Origin of the sequence: Nocardiopsis synnemataformans, from assembly GCF_965343085.1 — a bacterium.
GTDB classification, from domain to species: Bacteria; Actinomycetota; Actinomycetes; order Streptosporangiales; family Streptosporangiaceae; genus Nocardiopsis; species Nocardiopsis alborubida.
In genome coordinates, this window is record NZ_CBDRFA010000089.1 from 1 (window position 1) to 15545 (window position 15545).

Annotated in this window: 16 protein-coding genes; 7 read left to right on the forward strand and 9 right to left on the reverse strand. The window is 70.5% G+C overall.

The genetic code is table 11. The annotated features are described in order from the left end of the window. The 3 genes from ACSIH6_RS34105 to ACSIH6_RS34115 form a co-directional block, all read right to left on the reverse strand. The coding region (locus tag ACSIH6_RS34105; protein ID WP_435112451.1) for a conjugal transfer protein at positions 1-429 on the reverse strand (429 nt) is incomplete at its 3' end. A gap of 18 nt (positions 430-447) precedes the next feature. Further along, the gene (locus ACSIH6_RS34110; RefSeq protein ID WP_017566349.1) at positions 448-765 is read right to left on the reverse strand and encodes a hypothetical protein; all 318 of its coding nucleotides are present in this window, start codon (positions 763-765) and stop codon (positions 448-450) included. A gap of 72 nt (positions 766-837) precedes the next feature. Then, positions 838-1788: a conjugal transfer protein gene (locus ACSIH6_RS34115; RefSeq protein WP_435112453.1), complete on the reverse strand. Its 951-nt coding sequence runs from the start codon at positions 1786-1788 to the stop codon at positions 838-840. 393 nt (positions 1789-2181) lie between these two features. On the opposite strand from ACSIH6_RS34115, the gene ACSIH6_RS34120 reads away from it, so the two are divergent. Genes ACSIH6_RS34120 through ACSIH6_RS34130 form a run of 3 tightly spaced genes read left to right on the forward strand, consistent with a single transcriptional unit; the run spans position 2182 to position 5385 of the window. After that, positions 2182-3345 carry a DUF262 domain-containing protein gene (locus tag ACSIH6_RS34120; protein ID WP_435112454.1) on the forward strand — a complete coding sequence of 388 codons (1164 nt, stop codon included), beginning with the start codon at positions 2182-2184 and terminating at the stop codon, positions 3343-3345. Further along, entirely contained in the window at positions 3342-4448 is a 1107-nt protein-coding gene (locus tag ACSIH6_RS34125; RefSeq protein WP_435112455.1) for a DUF3696 domain-containing protein, read from the forward strand. Before ACSIH6_RS34120 ends, ACSIH6_RS34125 begins: the two co-directional genes overlap by 4 nt. Beyond that, positions 4429-5385, forward strand: coding sequence for a hypothetical protein (locus ACSIH6_RS34130; RefSeq protein ID WP_435112456.1), 957 nt, complete (start codon positions 4429-4431; stop codon positions 5383-5385). Before ACSIH6_RS34125 ends, ACSIH6_RS34130 begins: the two co-directional genes overlap by 20 nt. Positions 5386-5533: 148 nt before the next feature. Here ACSIH6_RS34130 and ychF read toward each other — a convergent pair whose 3' ends face one another. Next, positions 5534-6619, reverse strand: coding sequence for a redox-regulated ATPase YchF (gene ychF / locus ACSIH6_RS34135; RefSeq protein ID WP_435112457.1), 1086 nt, complete (start codon positions 6617-6619; stop codon positions 5534-5536). Positions 6620-6996: 377 nt separating this feature from the next. On the opposite strand from ychF, the gene ACSIH6_RS34140 reads away from it, so the two are divergent. Continuing rightward, entirely contained in the window at positions 6997-7977 is a 981-nt protein-coding gene (locus tag ACSIH6_RS34140) for an FkbM family methyltransferase (RefSeq protein WP_435112458.1), read from the forward strand. On the opposite strand, the gene ACSIH6_RS34145 is transcribed toward ACSIH6_RS34140, so the two are convergent. Next, positions 7974-8672: an alpha/beta fold hydrolase gene (locus ACSIH6_RS34145; protein WP_435112459.1), complete on the reverse strand. Its 699-nt coding sequence runs from the start codon at positions 8670-8672 to the stop codon at positions 7974-7976. The genes ACSIH6_RS34140 and ACSIH6_RS34145 overlap by 4 nt on opposite strands. A 379-nt stretch (positions 8673-9051) precedes the next feature. On the opposite strand from ACSIH6_RS34145, the gene rmuC reads away from it, so the two are divergent. Further along, positions 9052-10476: a DNA recombination protein RmuC gene (gene rmuC / locus ACSIH6_RS34150; protein ID WP_435112460.1), complete on the forward strand. Its 1425-nt coding sequence runs from the start codon at positions 9052-9054 to the stop codon at positions 10474-10476. A gap of 35 nt (positions 10477-10511) precedes the next feature. Next, complete coding sequence (locus ACSIH6_RS34155; RefSeq protein WP_435112461.1) at positions 10512-11051, forward strand: DUF6542 domain-containing protein; 540 nt, start codon at positions 10512-10514, stop codon at positions 11049-11051. A 142-nt stretch (positions 11052-11193) separates the two neighbouring features. Here the strand turns inward: ACSIH6_RS34155 and ACSIH6_RS34160 are convergent, their stop codons facing one another. The 4 genes from ACSIH6_RS34160 to ACSIH6_RS34175 all read right to left on the reverse strand — a co-directional run bounded on the left by ACSIH6_RS34160 (position 11194) and on the right by ACSIH6_RS34175 (position 14226). Next, positions 11194-11460: an exodeoxyribonuclease VII small subunit gene (locus ACSIH6_RS34160; protein ID WP_435112462.1), complete on the reverse strand. Its 267-nt coding sequence runs from the start codon at positions 11458-11460 to the stop codon at positions 11194-11196. Between the two features lie 3 nt (positions 11461-11463). Continuing rightward, the gene (xseA, locus tag ACSIH6_RS34165) at positions 11464-12696 is read right to left on the reverse strand and encodes an exodeoxyribonuclease VII large subunit (protein WP_435112463.1); all 1233 of its coding nucleotides are present in this window, start codon (positions 12694-12696) and stop codon (positions 11464-11466) included. A gap of 109 nt (positions 12697-12805) precedes the next feature. Then, positions 12806-13318: a DUF3060 domain-containing protein gene (locus ACSIH6_RS34170; protein ID WP_435112464.1), complete on the reverse strand. Its 513-nt coding sequence runs from the start codon at positions 13316-13318 to the stop codon at positions 12806-12808. A 134-nt stretch (positions 13319-13452) separates the two neighbouring features. Continuing rightward, the gene (locus ACSIH6_RS34175) at positions 13453-14226 is read right to left on the reverse strand and encodes a DUF8129 domain-containing protein (RefSeq protein WP_435112465.1); all 774 of its coding nucleotides are present in this window, start codon (positions 14224-14226) and stop codon (positions 13453-13455) included. Between the two features lie 296 nt (positions 14227-14522). Between ACSIH6_RS34175 and ACSIH6_RS34180 the strand changes: the two genes are divergently transcribed. Then, positions 14523-15494, forward strand: coding sequence for a 4-hydroxy-3-methylbut-2-enyl diphosphate reductase (locus tag ACSIH6_RS34180; protein WP_435112466.1), 972 nt, complete (start codon positions 14523-14525; stop codon positions 15492-15494). Positions 15495-15545 lie beyond the last annotated feature (51 nt).

A 15545-nucleotide genomic window follows, 5' to 3' on the forward strand; every position in this document is an offset into this window, starting at 1 on the left:
CGCCTCGTCCTCCCCCCCCCCCCCCCCCGCCAGCGGGAGCGGACCGGACTCGGGGTCGCGGTGCCACACCCGCACGGTCACGCGGACCTCGGCGGGCTCGTACTCGGGGGCCAGGCGGTTGTACACCCGCGCCTCGGCGAGGAAGCGCGCCTGGGAGATGAGCAGCTCGGTGAGGCGCTTGCCCTCGATCACCGGCCGGGTGGCCAGCACGGTGATCACACCGGGCGGGACCACCCACAGCACCAGGTGCCAGCCGTTGCCGAACACGAAGGGCGCGTTGACGAGGCTGAGCAGGACCACCCAGAGCGCGAACACGCCCAGGGCGACCCCGAAGGTACCCACCGGGAGCGGCATGGGCAGCCGGAAATCGTAGAGCTTGTAGAGCCGCTTCTCGATACGCCAGATGTTGGTGTACGTGGGCAGATCCACGTTCCCGGCCTCCCTCGCCTATTCGGTCGATACGCCCATCGCTCGGGCGAGCGCCACGGCGATGACCTCGATGATGCCGGGGACGTAGAACACGATCCCGATGAAGATCGCCAGGATGATGAACTGCGCGAACCTCGTGATCTCCCTCGTGAACAGGAAGAACACCGCCACGATGGACACGATGACGAGGAAGAGCGGCCCGAAGAAGCCCCTCAGGAAGTCGGCGAGGCCACCGGTGTCGGGGGCGTTCTCGGTGGTCTGCGCCGCGAGGAAGAGCAGGTCGGCACCTCCGGCGGCGTGGAGCACGTCCGGTGTGGAGGACAGCAGGGGGAGCATGTCAGGCGCCGCCCCCCGGTGTCGTTTCTGGTGTGCGCATGGTCCTTCTCTTCTCCTTGCCTACAGGCCCCGTCATCCGCCGAACGAGCGCGGGGCGCCCTGGATGTCACGCACGTGCCACTCGCTGCCGGAGTCCACGACGGTGACCAGGTAGTTCTGCGTGATCTGCCCGGTCTCGGTCCCGTCGGAGGCCGGGACGTTCCACCGGACGGTGGCCGCTACCTGTCGTACGTCATCATTCCCGGTCGAGGCCTGTGTTGGCACCGTGATATCGGACAGTTCGCCAAATTCCAGGCTGTTCTCCGGAAGCGGGGCGATAGTGACACCCGGTTCCACATAGCGCTCCAGGTGCGCCGGCTCCCCCGCGTAGGCCTCGAAGAAGCCGGACAGCACCTCCCCGAGCTGCTCCTCGGCCTCCGGGTCGGTCTCGAAGGCCGAGCCCTCGGGCAGGCTGGCCTGGGTCGGCGCGGCCAGCAGCGCCGGGGTGCCCGAGACCACCAGGGCCTCCCCGTCGGCGTAGACCGGCACGTCCAGGCGCATGGGCTCGCCGTTGACGTCGGCCCGCACGACGACGAGGCCGTTGTGGTCGTCCTCCACGTGCACGGCGACGACCGTGAGGTTGTCACCGGCGAGGCTGTCGGCGGGGACGTCCAGGGCGGCGGCCTCCCCCTCGGGGACGAACACCGCCAGGTCCGACAGGCGCGCCTCGGGGTCCGCGGTGTCGAGGTAGGCCTCGGCGAACCGCATGCCGAAGGCCGCGGCGGCGGTCTCCGGATAGGTCACCGTGTCGCCCTGTTCGGGCTCCTCGGAGGTGTCCGGAAGGGCGAGACCGCCGCGCAACGGGAACCAGATGCCGTTGAAGACGACGACGATGATGAACGCCCACAGGACGGCGCGGCCCACACCGACCCACCAGCGCCCTCCGGCTCCGGCCCGGGGCCGTCGGCCGCGGGGGGCGTCGAGCCCCACGCCGCCGTCATCCGGCTCACCCGCGGCGGCACCGCGCCGCGACGCCTTCGCCATCCCCGCCTCCTGCACCCAGGTCCGTGCCGCCCGCTTCGGACGGCGTCTTCGCCATGCCCTTGTCTACCCCATCCCTATAGTGAGGCATTGTGCGGGTTGGGAGCGTCCTTGGTGACTCCGCGTTTCCCCGCCAACCGCACATTACGCACATGGGCTCAACTTCCCAAAAGGTGCACAACACGGCAAGAGTTGCACTAACTCCCGCTGCGGTCACACGCTTCCCCGCAATTATGGTCGGACCGGAAAGGGATTAGTTCCTCCTGGGGGAGCAAGATGTGTCCCCGCCGAACAAGAGCGTGATCACCCTGGGCGACCGGATGGGCACCGTTCGCCTCCTGTCTCCTGTCTGCCGGGGAACGCCGCGGGACGTCCTGCGTGGTTAGGATTTCGGGTATGTCCACAGCTGCTGACGCTCCCGCTGTCCCCGAAGTCATCGAAGAGCACTACCTCAACGAGCCCACAGGGGTCGAGGCCGAGAACAACCCCGAGCCGGACGTCTCCCCCAACCCCTGGAATCCGGAACAGATCAGGGTCAGCACGAAGCAGTTCTCGTTGCGAAACGTGATGGACATGATCCAGGACGAGTCCCTGGAGCTGGCTCCGGACTTTCAGCGCGGCAAGGTGTGGAAGGCGACTCAGAAGTCACGACTGATCGAGTCCGTACTGCTCCAGATCCCCCTGCCCGCCTTCTACTTCGCCGAGGACGCGGACGGAACCATGAAGGTCGTGGACGGTCTCCAGCGGCTGTCCACGATCCACGGCTTCGTGAGGGGCCCCGCTGACGAGGCCTTCCCTCTCAAGGACCTCGAATACCTCGTACAGGAGAACGGGCACACGTTCGACGACCTGGCCGCGCCGTGGAAGCGCCGGATCAACAACGCGCAGATCATCGCCCACGTGATCGACCCGACGACGCCCAGCGATGTGAAGTACGACATCTTCAAACGAATCAACACGGGAGGCACCCCGCTCAACAACCAGGAGATCCGGCACTGCATGAGCAAGGACCGCAGTCGTTCGGTCCTACGTGAGATGACCGGCACGGAGGAGTTCGACGAGGCCACCAACGGTCTGGGCGGGCACACCCGGATGCAGGACCGGGAGATGGCCCTGCGATTCGCCGCCTTCTGGCTCCAGAGCGTCGACTCCTACCTGAACCGACCCGGCATGGACGCCTTCCTGGAGTCCGCGACCCGTCTGCTGGACTCCCCGGACGAGGTTCCCGACAACAAGGTGAAGGAGCTCAAGGAGGCTTTCCGCAAGGCCATGCGCAACTGCCACCTCGTCTTCGGCCCACACGCCTTCCGCAAGTGGCCCATCGACTCGGAGCACCGCAAACCCATCAACCGGGCCCTCTTCGAGACCTGGTCGCTCACCCTCGCCGGATACGAGTACGACGATCTGCGCCAACGTCGCACGTGCATCACCAATGAGGCCAGAGAACGCATGACGGACGACTTCGAATACCTCGACGCGATCACCTCGTCCACCGGTGACCGTGAGCGCGTCCGCTACAGGTTCCTGGTCACCGAAGAGGCGGCCGGAGCGGGCCTGTGATCTCCTCCCTGGGCATCCGGGGTTTCAAACGGTTCGCCCATGCCGACTTCCCCCTGGGGCCTCTCACCGTCCTGAGCGGGCTGAACGGCACAGGCAAGAGCACCTTCATCCAAGCGCTGCTGATCGCCCGGCAGATCAGCGAGCCGCACAGTGGCCGGACCGTAGCGCTCAACGGACCGTACGGTCTTGCGCTCGGTGAGGCGCAGGAGGTCATCCACCCCGATGCCGGATCCCTGATCGAATTCGTTCTCCGCGGAGACGGGCAGCGCCGCCGCTACGAACTCGGGGTTCCGGACGAAAGGGCACTTCACCTCAGCGTCGAAGGCATCGTGGAGTCTCCCATGCCGGAACTGTCAGGCCAGGGGCTCGGATTCACCTATCTGTGTGCCGAGCGCCTCGGGCCCCGTGACCAGTTGGGGGTGTCGGCCGCTCAGGGAAGCCGTATCGGACTGGGTAGTCAGGGCGAGTACACCGCCCAGGTACTGGCGGCCCACGAGAGCGAGCAGGTCCACGAGCGGCTTCTCCATCCCGGCACCGGGTCCGCCTTCCAGGGAGTGACCACTCTGCGGACTCAGGTCGAGGCATGGACTTCGGAGATCATCCGCCCCATCCGAATCACAGCCCAATGGCTACCCGGCGTCACCGCCAGCACGATCCGTTTCCAGGAAACCGGGCTGTACGGCGAGACCATTCGGCCCGCGAACATGGGATTCGGCTTCTCCTACGCGCTGCCGATCATCGTCGCCGGTCTGCTCGCTCCCCCCGGGGGCATGCTCATCGTGGAGAACCCCGAAGCCCATCTCCACCCGGGCGGGCAGTCCAAGATGGGGCGTTTCCTGGCGAAGGTAGCGGGTGCCGGCGTGCAGGTCGTCCTGGAGACGCACAGCGACCACGTGCTCAACGGCGTACGGCTCGGAGCATCGGTCGACGGGTCCGTGCCGACGGACGACGTCACGCTGCTCTACTTCGACGATCAGGGAGCGGGCGGAGCCGTCGCGATCGGTCTCCACGCCAATGGCCAGCTCACCTCTTGGCCGCCGGGCTTCTTCGACCAGATCGAAACTGATTTGGGAGGGCTCGCACGTGTACGACACCGGCGATGACCGCCCCCGGTTCGTCATCGACGAATCCACACTGGACTTTCGCGGCATGAGCGTTCCCGACCTGGAGGAGAACCTCGAGGAGTTCGTCCAGACGGTCCTCGATCTGACCCTCACCGGGGAGACCGTCGCAGCGAGCGCGTTGGTCTACGACACGGAATGCGACGAGGACCTGGAGCTGTGGAAGTTCTGTTTTCCAGGACAGGCGTCATCGGTTCCAAGGGACACCCTCCTTCGCCTCCAACTGACCCTCGACCGCTGTCCCACGTGGGACCCGGACATCGAAGGCCTGGACACCGAGGTCACGGTCGACGGGACCACGCCCCCTGTGGCCCTGTCCGTCGGATACGCCCTCCACACCGCACGGAACGGCCACAACACCGCCTGCGTCGTTTTCGCGGGGCGGCGTCGGGGTTGGCTGCCCGTACACGCCGGGGAGCAGGCGTACGAGGTGTACTTCCTGCATGAGCCGGACGCGGTCACCCTCTTCTGGAGGGCCTTGTTCGCACGGGAGAACATCCCCGAGGCACGGTTCATGGAACTCGCGCGATCCGCGTTCCCCCAGCTGGTCCTGGCGCCGTCCTTGACGTTTCGCAACTTCAGCAACCCGTACCTCCATCTGCGTGACTGGGTCGTCCACACGCTCTCCGTCATCAACGACCACTTCCCCCAGGCACTCCAGGACGGCGCGAGCATTCCAGCCCAGGTCCAGGCCGCTCTGGGCCACCACGGGGTGACCCTTTCCCCGGAAAGTCCGAAGACCCGAGCGAACTCCAAAGCGATGGCACAGCGGGACGTGCCGCACGGAGATGACGTCTACAGGTGCGAATGGCACGCGAAGAAGGAGCCCACGAGGGACCGTGTCCACTTCAGCCTGCCTGATGAGCGCCTGGGCGGGCGCATACTGGTCGGGATCTTCGTGGACCATCTGGACACCTGAGCCCACGCCGCCGGGACGGGCGTCGGTTGTTCCCCCTCGCTCAAACGCTCCTCCCGGAGCCCTCCGACACCACACGACAGGGGCCGCGGACCGGGCGCCGGAGGTTCGGCGCGGGTCCGCGGCCCCTGTTCACGGGCGGGCGGCGCGGTCAGACGTTGAACCTGAACTCCACGACGTCGCCGTCGGCCATCACGTAGTCCTTGCCCTCGATGCGGACCTTGCCCGACGCGCGGGCGGTCTGCATGTCGCCCGCGGCGACCAGGTCGTCGAAGGAGACCACCTCGGCCTTGATGAAGCCGCGCTGGAAGTCGGTGTGGATGACTCCGGCGGCCTCGGGGGCGGTGGCGCCCTTGCGGATCGTCCAGGCGCGGGCCTCCTTGGGCCCGGCGGTCAGGTAGGTCTGCAGGCCCAGGGTGGCGAAGCCGACCCGGGCGAGCTGGACCAGGCCCGACTCGGTCTGGCCCATGGACTCCAGCAGCTCCTGCGCCTCGTCCTCGTCCAGCTCGGCCAGCTCCGCCTCGATCTTGGCGTCCAGGAAGATCGCCTCGGCCGGGGCGACGAGCTCCTGGAGCTTGGCGCGCAGCGCACCGTCGGCGAGCTCGTCGGTGTCGAGGTTGAACACGTAGATGAACGGCTTGACCGTGAGCAGGCTCAGCTCGCGCAGCCGGTCCAGGTCCACGCCCTTGGCCGCGGACAGCGAGGTGCCCCCGTCGAGGACCTCCTGGGCGTCGCGGGCGGCCTGGAGCAGCTCCTGGGCGCCCTTGTCCTTGGCGTTGCGCTTGGCGTCCTTCTCCAGGCGGGGAAGCGCCTTCTCCAGGGTCTGGAGGTCGGCCAGGATCAGCTCGGTGTTGATGGTCTCGATGTCGCGGGAGGGCTCGACGTCGCCGTCGACGTGCGTGACGTCGGGGTCGTCGAAGGCCCGGATCACCTGGCAGATGGCGTCGCTCTCGCGGATGTTGGCCAGGAACTTGTTGCCCAGGCCCTCACCGGTGGAGGCGCCGCGCACGATGCCCGCGATGTCGACGAAGTCCACCGTCGCCGGGATGACCTTCGCCGAGTCGAAGATCTCGGCCAGCTTCCCGAGCCGGGCGTCGGGAACGCCCACGACCCCGACGTTGGGCTCGATGGTCGCGAACGGGTAGTTCGCGGCCAGGGCATCGTTCTTGGTCAGCGCGTTGAAGAGGGTGGACTTGCCGACGTTGGGCAGGCCGACGATCCCGATAGACAGACTCACAAGCTCAGAGTCTATTCGGCCCCGCGGGTGGGCGGTCCGGTCCCCGCGGGTGGGCGGTCCGGACGCGCGACGCCGGACCGGAAAAACAGGGCCAATCGCCGAAACGCAGTGCACAGGAGACGCTACTCACAGTAGGTTCGACAGATGCTGCCGGGAACCGGGGCGGCGACCGTCCGGTGCGCGGGCCACCCGTCGCACGCACGGCTCCGCCTTCCCGGACCTGGACCGACACACCGCCGCTGGCGCGGCGGGCGCGCGGTGCGGCGGCCGGTGGGAGGACCGGCCCCGGACCGCGTCGGACGGGGGCGCCGGGGCACACGGCTGACGCCGTGGACCGGCGCTCCCCGTCGCAGCACCTTTCCTGGGGGGAGACAACCGTGGTCACCGACCAACTGAGGGCGCTCGTGCGCCGCTACCCGCTCGTCCGCTTCGCGACCCGCAAGATCCGCGTCCGGCTGCCCAGACGGCTGGGCGGACTGGACCCGGACCGGGTCCCGCCGTGGACCCGCGAGGTGGTCTTCTCCCTGCCCCGCCTGGATTCGGACACGCGCCGGATCGGCCCGGACGGCCTCTCCCTGCGGCTGCCCGGCGACCTCACCGTTCCGCGGCGGCTGGCCGCCTTCGGGCTGGCCCGGCACGAGCCCGACAGCCTGGCCTGCTTCATGGCGATGCTCGACCACACCCGCCCCGGCGCGGTGTTCGACGTGGGCTCCGGGGTGGGGGTGTACTCGCTGCTGGCCGCCGCGCGCACGCGCCGCCCGGTGTTCGCGTTCGAGCCCACCCCGGAGATCGCCGCGGCGGCCCGGGTGGTGTCCTCCTCGGCGGACCTGGGCTTCACCGTGGTGGAACTGGCGCTGAGCAACCACACCGGCACCGCCCACCTGCGGCGGGCCCGGCACAACGACATGTGCAACACGCTCGTGCGCTCGGCGCGCACCGACCTGTCGCACATCACCGTCGAGGTGACCACCCTGGCGCGGTGGAACGAGGACGCGTCGGCCTTCCCGACCGTGCTCAAGATCGACACGGTCGGCACGGAGCCGGACGTGGTCGCCGGAGGGCTGGAGGTCCTGCGCCGTTACCGGCCGTGGATGCTGGTGAAGGTGCGGCCCGACCGGGGCGTGGAGGAGCGGCTCATGGCGCTGCTCGACCCGCTGGAGTACACCTGGTACCCGGTGAGCGGACCGCCACCCTACGAACCGCGCCCGGAGATCTCGGGCCGGGCCTCCCCCGCGTGGGAACGGATGTGGCTGTTCACGCCGGAGCCGGTGACGGAGGAGTTCTGGCCCTCGGTGCGCGGCTGGCGCAGGGCGCTGGAGTCCTGCCGTCCCGGCCCCCGCGGAAACCCGAACGCCTAGAGCCAGCCCTCCAGTGCGGCGAGGAACCCGGGCAGGTCGTCGCGGTGGACGCAGTGCCCGGCACCCTTCACGACCCGGACGGTGAAGCCGCGTCGGGTCATCTCGTCCGCGGTCTGGGGCGTGACGGTGACGCTGTCGCCCGCACGCAGGACGAGGGAGGGCACGACCGGTTCGCCGGGGAGGAGGTCGTGCCCGGCGATCTCCTCGGCGACGAAGTCGAAGAACTCCGGATCGAAGGCGGCGAAGCCCCTGACCTCCCTCTCGACGTCGTCGTCGGTCCACCTGGGGTTGCTCTGGCGCACGCGCGTGGCGTCGGCGGTGACGAAGACGCGGCGCACGCGCTCGCCGGCGTCGGCGTGCATGGGGGGCAGGCGGAACGCCGGGTCCACGTACACCGCGCGGGCCGGGCGCAACCGCTCCACCGCCAGCGAGAGCGCCACCGCGCCCGTGGAGTGGCCGATGGCCAGGTCGGCTCCGGTGGGCAGGGAGTCCGCCAGGTCGTCGCCGAGCGCCGCCACGGAGTAGGCGCCGCGCGGGCTGCTGCCGTGGCCGCGCATGTCGACGCTGACCACCCGGCTGCCGCGTTCGACCAGCGCGTCCTCGACGGCGTGCCAGGTCTCGTGGGTGGCCATGGATCCGTGGACGAGGAGCACGGTGAGGTCTCCGGTGCCGCGGGTGTAGGTCTCCAGTCTCATGGGAGCGGGCCTCCTGGGGGAAGTGAGGGACTGCCAGATACGGGGACCGGTGAGAGGTGGTCCGGCCCCGTACGGAGACCTCAGGTTCTCGAAAACTTTTGCGCAAGGGAAGTGAATGACCGGAAGCGGCCTCGTGTCCGACCCCGCTCCTCTTCGGCACTCCGTACCGCCCGGGTCCGCGCACGGGGAACCCGTCCCCGCGGAGTCCGCGCTGGTCGGACCCACACGCCCGGCGCCTGGGACGGCGGGGCCCGGGGCGACCGGGCCCCGCCCACCGGGCCCCGGGGCCGGTGGACATGCCGGACTTGGCGGGTCTGCTCACCGATGTCCTGCGTGGCGGGGGGCCGCACGACGGCGCGGGCTGACACCATAGGCGGCCATGAACGGCCTCGCACTCGTACTCATGCTCCTGATCGGTCTGGCGGTCGGCACCGCCGTGGGCTGGGTCCTGGCCCGCGGCCGGGAGGCCGAGACGCGGGCCGACGCCCGCGCGGCCCAGGAGCGGGCGGCCTACGTGGAGGAACAGCTCGCCGACCGGTTCCGCGCCCTGTCCGCGCAGGCCCTGGACCAGACCAACCAGCGCTTCATGGAGCTGGCGGAGGGGCGGCTGCGCGCGGTCAGCGCCGAGGCCGGGGGCGACCTGGACGAGCGGCGCCGCGCGGTGGAGCGCATGGTCGAGCCGCTCACACGGACCCTGGACCGGGTGGAGCGCCAGCTGCGGGAGGCCGACGCGGGGCGCGCCGCGGCCCACGCGGAGCTGGCCAAGCAGGTCGAGTACGTGCGTGAGGGCTCGGAGCGGTTGCGCGACCAGACGCAGTCGCTGGTGACGGCGCTGCGGCGGCCCGAGGCACGCGGCCGGTGGGGCGAGCTCCAGCTGCGCAGGGTGGCGGAACTGGCGGGGATGGGCTCGCACTGCGACTTCGAGGAGCAGGCCGCCACGCGCGACGGGTCGCGGCGCCCGGACATGGTGGTGCGCCTGGCGGGCGGCAAGAACATCGTGGTGGACTCCAAGGTCCCGCTGGCGGCCTACCTGGACGCCGTGGAGGCGGGCGCGGAGGAGGCCGCGCGGCATCTGCGCGTGCACGCCAGGCACCTGCGCACGCACGTGGACCAGCTGGCGGCCAAGGCGTACTGGTCGGCGTTCACCCCTGCTCCGGAGTTCGTGGTGCTGTTCATCCCCGGGGAGGCGTTCCTGGCCCCGGCCCTGGAGTACGACCCGGAGCTGCTGGAGTACGCGATGGGGCGGCGGGTGCACATCGCGACGCCGACGACGCTGATCTCGCTGCTGCGGACGGCGCAGTACGCCTGGCAGCAGGAGGCGCTGAGCGAGAACGCGCGGGCGGTGTTCGACCTGGGCAAGCAGCTGCACGAGCGGCTGGGCACGCTCGGCGGGCACGTGGAGGGGTTGGGCCGGGCCCTGACCCGGACGGTGAGCGCCTACAACCAGACCGTGGGGTCGCTGGAGAGCCGGGTGCTGGTGACGGCCCGCCGGTTCGGCGAGCTGGGGCTGGTGGACGGCGAGCTGGACCGGCCCGTGGGCGTGGAGGAGCGTCCGCGCGCGGTGGTGGCGCCCGAGCTGTCGGACCCGGGCGGCGCCGAGGCAGGCTCTGGGAGCCGGAGTGGTCCGGGATCCGGCGGGCAGAGGAACGGAACGGACGTTCGTCGCGAGACATCGGAACCGCAACGGCCCAAGCCGGTGTCCAACGGGGAGGAAGGCGTGTTCGTCACGGATGGGACAAGTAGCCGGAAGGACGACACGATCCATGGAAAAGACACCGAACATTCACGAGAAGTGACACACTAAACACCGTGAGTAACACACTGGGGAGGCGGACGGCTATGCCCCCGCGGAAGGCGGACGGCCCCGAACGCGGGCGCGCACCGTACTTCGTGCGGCCCGACGGCCGCGTCCGGGACGTGCCGCATGTCAGGAAGAGGGAGCGCCCGGTGCCGAGGCCGAAGGAGAACGCCCCCGGGACCCCGCCCCGCCTGACCGGACGCGGCGGTGTGCTGGCCATCATCGTGTTCAGCTTCGCCGGGGCCATGGTCTCGCACTGGGCGGGCGCCCCCGCGGCTCCGGGAGTCGCCTTCACCCTCGCCTGCCTGCTCGGTGCTTTCTTGGTCCGGCCCAGCGACCTGCTGTCGCTGTCGGTCAGCCCGCCCATCGCGTTCTTCGTCGCCGTGGTCGCCGCCGAGAGCGTGCTGGCCCTGGGCAGCGAGGGGTTCGCCCGGGTGCTGCTCCTGGGGCTGGCGTCGCGGCTGGCCGAGGTCGCCCCCTGGCTGTTCCTGGGTACGGCGCTGGTCCTGGTGATCGGGGTGTTCCGGGGCCTGCCCGGCAACATCCGAGATCTGGGCGACCAGCTGAACGGCCGCGGGTAGGGCCAGGCCGCGCGGCTCGGCGCGGGAGGCTCGGTGCGGGAGGCTCGGTGCGGGCGGGTCAGCACACGCGGAGGAGTGCACCGCACAGGGCATATGCGCGTCCCCGGCCGCGGGACGCGGACCGCGAGGCGGCCCCCGGGCCTCAGAAGGGCGTGTCGCCGTCCCCCGGTTCGTCCCCCCGGCGCTCGTCCATGGCGGCGGCCAGTTTGGCGCGGGCGCCCTCCAGCCACTGCTCGCACACCCGGGCCAGTTCCTCGCCGCGCTCCCACAGGGCCAGCGAGTCCTTCAGGCTGAGTCCGCCCGACTCCAGCTGCCGGACGACGTTGTTGAGCTCCTCCCGGCTCTCCTCGTAGCTGAGCTCGGGCTCGGCGGTGCCCTCGTCGCGGGTCTTGGCGCCCTTTTCTGCCATCTCCTACCCCTCCTCGGAGGTGTCTTCGGTGTGGACTGACTCCACGGTCGCGGTCAGGCTGTCCTCGGCGAACCGTACGCGCAGGGCCTCCCCCGCGTCCGGTTCCCGGGCCGAGCGCACCACCGACCCGTCCTCGCGCTGCACGATCGCGTAGCCGCGCGCCAGCGTGGTCGCCGGGGACAGGGCGTGCAGGCGCGCCCGGGTGTGGCCGAGGCCGTCGGCGGACCGGTCCAGCGACACGGTCAGGCTCCGGCGGGCCCGGTCGCGCAGGTCCGCGACCTGCTCGGCGAGCCGGTCGACCTCGCGCACCGGGCTGGCGAGCACCGGACGCGAGCGCATGCCCTCCAGCCAGGAGAGTTCGCGCTCCACTCCGCCCCGGAGGACTCGACGGCCCCGGTCGCGGAGCTGGCGGATGGTCTCCAGCTGCTCGCCGACGTCGGGAACCGTCTTCTTGGCGGCGTCGGTGGGGGTGGAGGCGCGCACGTCGGCGACGTGGTCGAGCAGCGGGGCGTCCTGTTCGTGGCCGATCGCGCTCACCACGGGAGTGCCCGCGGAGGCGACGGCGCGCACGAGGGCCTCGTCGGAGAAGGGCAGCAGGTCCTCCAGGGAACCGCCGCCCCGGGCGATGACGATGACGTCGACGTCGGGGTGCGAGTCCAGGTCCTTGAGCGCCTCCATCACCTCGCGCACGGCCCGGTCCCCCTGGACGGCGACCGGGCGCACCTCGAAGCGCACGGCGGGCCAGCGGCGGCGCCCGTTCTCCAGCACGTCGCGCTCGGCCGCGGAGTCGCGTCCGCAGATGAGCCCGACGGTGTTGGGCAGGAAGGGCAGGGGGCGCTTGCGCGCGGTGTCGAAGAGACCCTCGGCGGTCAGGGTGCGGCGCAGCTGTTCGAGCCGGGCCAGCAGCTCGCCCAGACCGACGTGGCGGATTTCCAGGGCGCGCAGCGAGAAGGTGCCGCGGACCTCGTAGAAGTCGGGCTTGGCGTGCACGACCACGCGCGCCCCGGGTTCGGGTGGCGGGCTCTGCGCGTCCAGCACCGAGGTCTGGCAGACCACGCGCACCGACACGTTGGCGACGGGGTCGCGCAGCGTGATGTAGGCCATGCGGCCGCGCCGGTTCAGCTCGGCGATCTGGCCCTCGACCCAGATGCGGCCCAGGCGGCCGATCCACTGGCCGACGGCGTTGAGGACGACGCGTACCGGTTGCGGCGCCTCTGCGGAACTGTCCATGCCCATGCCAACCGAGCCTAGGCCAGGGCGGGGACAGTTCGGGGCAGGCCCGCCAGGCGCGGGGGTGGAGCTGCCGGGCGCGGCGGGGCCGGGCGCCGGGTGTGGGGCGGAGCGGTCAGGCGGTCGCGTCGCCGCCGGCGGCGACGGTGTTGTTCAGGCCGATGTCGGTGACGGAGGGCTCGCCTTCGGCGTGGTGGACGGTGTTGTCGGCACCGGTCACGCGGATGGAGTCGGCACTGCCGATGTGCACCGTCAGCCCGTTGCCCAGGATGGAGACCTCGCCGCACTGGCCGTTGAGGACGACCTCGGCCCCGCTGGCGGTCACGTTGACGTTCTGGCCGTCGCACTCCTCGGTGACGCTGCCCTCGACCGTGGCGATGGTGAGGTCGCCGGTCTCACTGTCCACGGAGATGCCGCCGCCCTCGTCGAGGGTGACGTCGCCGTCCTCGTTGCCGACCGAGACGTCACCGTTGGAGTCGACGGAAACCTCTCCGTCCTCACTGCCGACGGACACGCCGTCGGGGTCCACGGAGACCTCCTGGTCGGTCCCGGGGATACCGACCGAACAGCCGGTCAGCCAGAACGCGGTGGCCGCGAGGAGCGCGGCGGCGGGGGCAGCGGAACGCATGTGGTGTCCTTTCGGACGATAAGCGCCGGTGTGGTCACCTCTACGACGTTCCGTACCGCCCCGCGGTTCCCGTGCCCCGCGGACGCGGCCGTCAGCGGGACCGACGGCGCTCCCGCCCCGGCGGCCCGCGCGCGTCAGGCCTCGGCCTTCAGCTTGGCGATGCGGTTGTCGTACATCTTGATGAACTCGGGGCGGCTCTGGTGGGCGACCTCGTAGGCGCGCAGCTCGCGCACCTGCTCGATGGTGAGCTTGCGCAGGCGTGCGCGGACCGAGGGCAGGGTGAGCTCGTCGTAGGTGGGCACGGCGAGGTCCTCCAGGGAGGGGGCGGCACCCTTGCGCACCCTCTCCAGGATCTCGTCGCTGCTGACCTTGGTGTGCGCCTCGGCGGCGGCGAGCTCCTCCGCGATGGCGGCGCCCTCCTCGGGGACGTCCGCGGTGGCGGGGGCGGCGGGCTCGGTCCGCTCCTCCCGGCCGCTTCCGGCCTCCTCGGCCCCGCTCGGCTCGACGACCTCAGGGGTCGCCGGGGCCTCGGAGGTGGCAGGGGTCTCCTCGGGCTTCTTCTTGGCGGCGGGCTTGGCGGTCGCGGCGGGCTTCTTCTTCGCTGCGGGCTTGACCGGTTCGGCGGGCTCAGCGGCCGCGGGCTCCTCGGCCTTCACCTCCGCGGTCGCGGGCTCCTGCTTCGCGGCGGGCTCAGCGGCCTCAGTCTTCTCGGCCTCGGTCGCGACGGCCTCGTCCGCGGCCGTGCTCCGCGCGGTCACGTCCTCGGTCTCCGCGGGCGCGGGGGCGGGGGACTGGGGGGTCCCGTCCGCCTCCTGGGCCGCGGGCTCAGGCGTGGCCGCCGTTTCCTTGCGCCCGAAGATGCCCTTGACCAGGGCGACCAGCTTCGTGGCGAGCGTCGGGTTCGACATAGGACGGGGGCTCCTGGTGATCTCGGCGAGTGGGGTGAGCGGCGCGCGAACAGCCGACCGGCAGGGCCGAGGTGAGGGCGAACCGCCTGCAATGCGTGTGATGGTGAACCAGGATAGAGGAGGGAGGAACAGCATGAGCAGGAGAGAAGTGAACGATTTCGCCACTTCGAGGCGCAACCGGATGCGCCCCGTTGCGATACCGTCACCTTGGCACCGGTCGCGCGCCGAAGCGGCCTGTTCAGTGCCGTCTCCCACACCCGGGTCGCACGCCGCCCAAGCCACCTAGGATGTAACACATGACTGCGATGACGACTGCCACGAACCAACGCCGTGTGCTCCTCGCCAATCCCCGGGGCTACTGCGCCGGTGTCGACCGCGCTGTCATCACCGTCGAGAAGGCCCTGGAGCAGTACGGCGCGCCGATCTACGTCCGCAAGCAGATCGTGCACAACACCCACGTGGTGCGCACCCTGGAGGAACGGGGCGCGATCTTCGTCGAGGAGACCGAGGAGGTGCCCGAGGAGGCCATCGTGGTCTTCTCCGCGCACGGCGTCTCCCCGGTCGTGCACGAGGAGGCGCACAGGCGCAGCCTCAAGACGATCGACGCCACCTGCCCGCTCGTCACCAAGGTCCACAAGGAGGCCAAGCGCTTCGCCTCCGAGGACCGGGACATCATCCTCATCGGCCACATCGGCCACGAGGAGGTCGAGGGCACCAGCGGTGAGGCCCCCGAGCACATCCAGATCGTGGAGAGCCCGGACGAGGTGCACAAGGTCCAGGTGCGCGACCCGGACAACGTGTCGTGGCTCTCCCAGACGACCCTGTCGGTGGACGAGACCACCCAGACGGTGGACGCCCTGCGCGAGCGGTTCCCGAACCTGCTCGACCCGCCCAGTGACGACATCTGCTACGCCACCTCCAACCGCCAGGACGCGGTCAAGGCGATGGCGCCCGAGTGCGAGCTGGTCATCGTGGTCGGCTCCGACAACTCGTCGAACTCGGTCCGCCTGGTGGAGGTGGCCCTGGACGCCGGTGCCGACGCCGCCCACCTGATCGACAACGCCTCGCTGATGGACGACTCCTGGCTGGAGGGCGTGACCACGGTCGGCGTGACCAGCGGCGCCTCCGTGCCGGACATCCTGGTGCGCGAGCTGCTCGACAAGCTGGCCGGGCACGGCTACGGCACGGTCACCCCGGTGACCACCGCCGACGAGACGCTGACCTTCTCGCTGCCCAAGGAGCTGCGCCGCGACCTGCGCGCCGAGTAGCGCCCAGGTTCCCGAGCCCCGGGAGCACACCCAGTACGCGAAGGCGCCTGG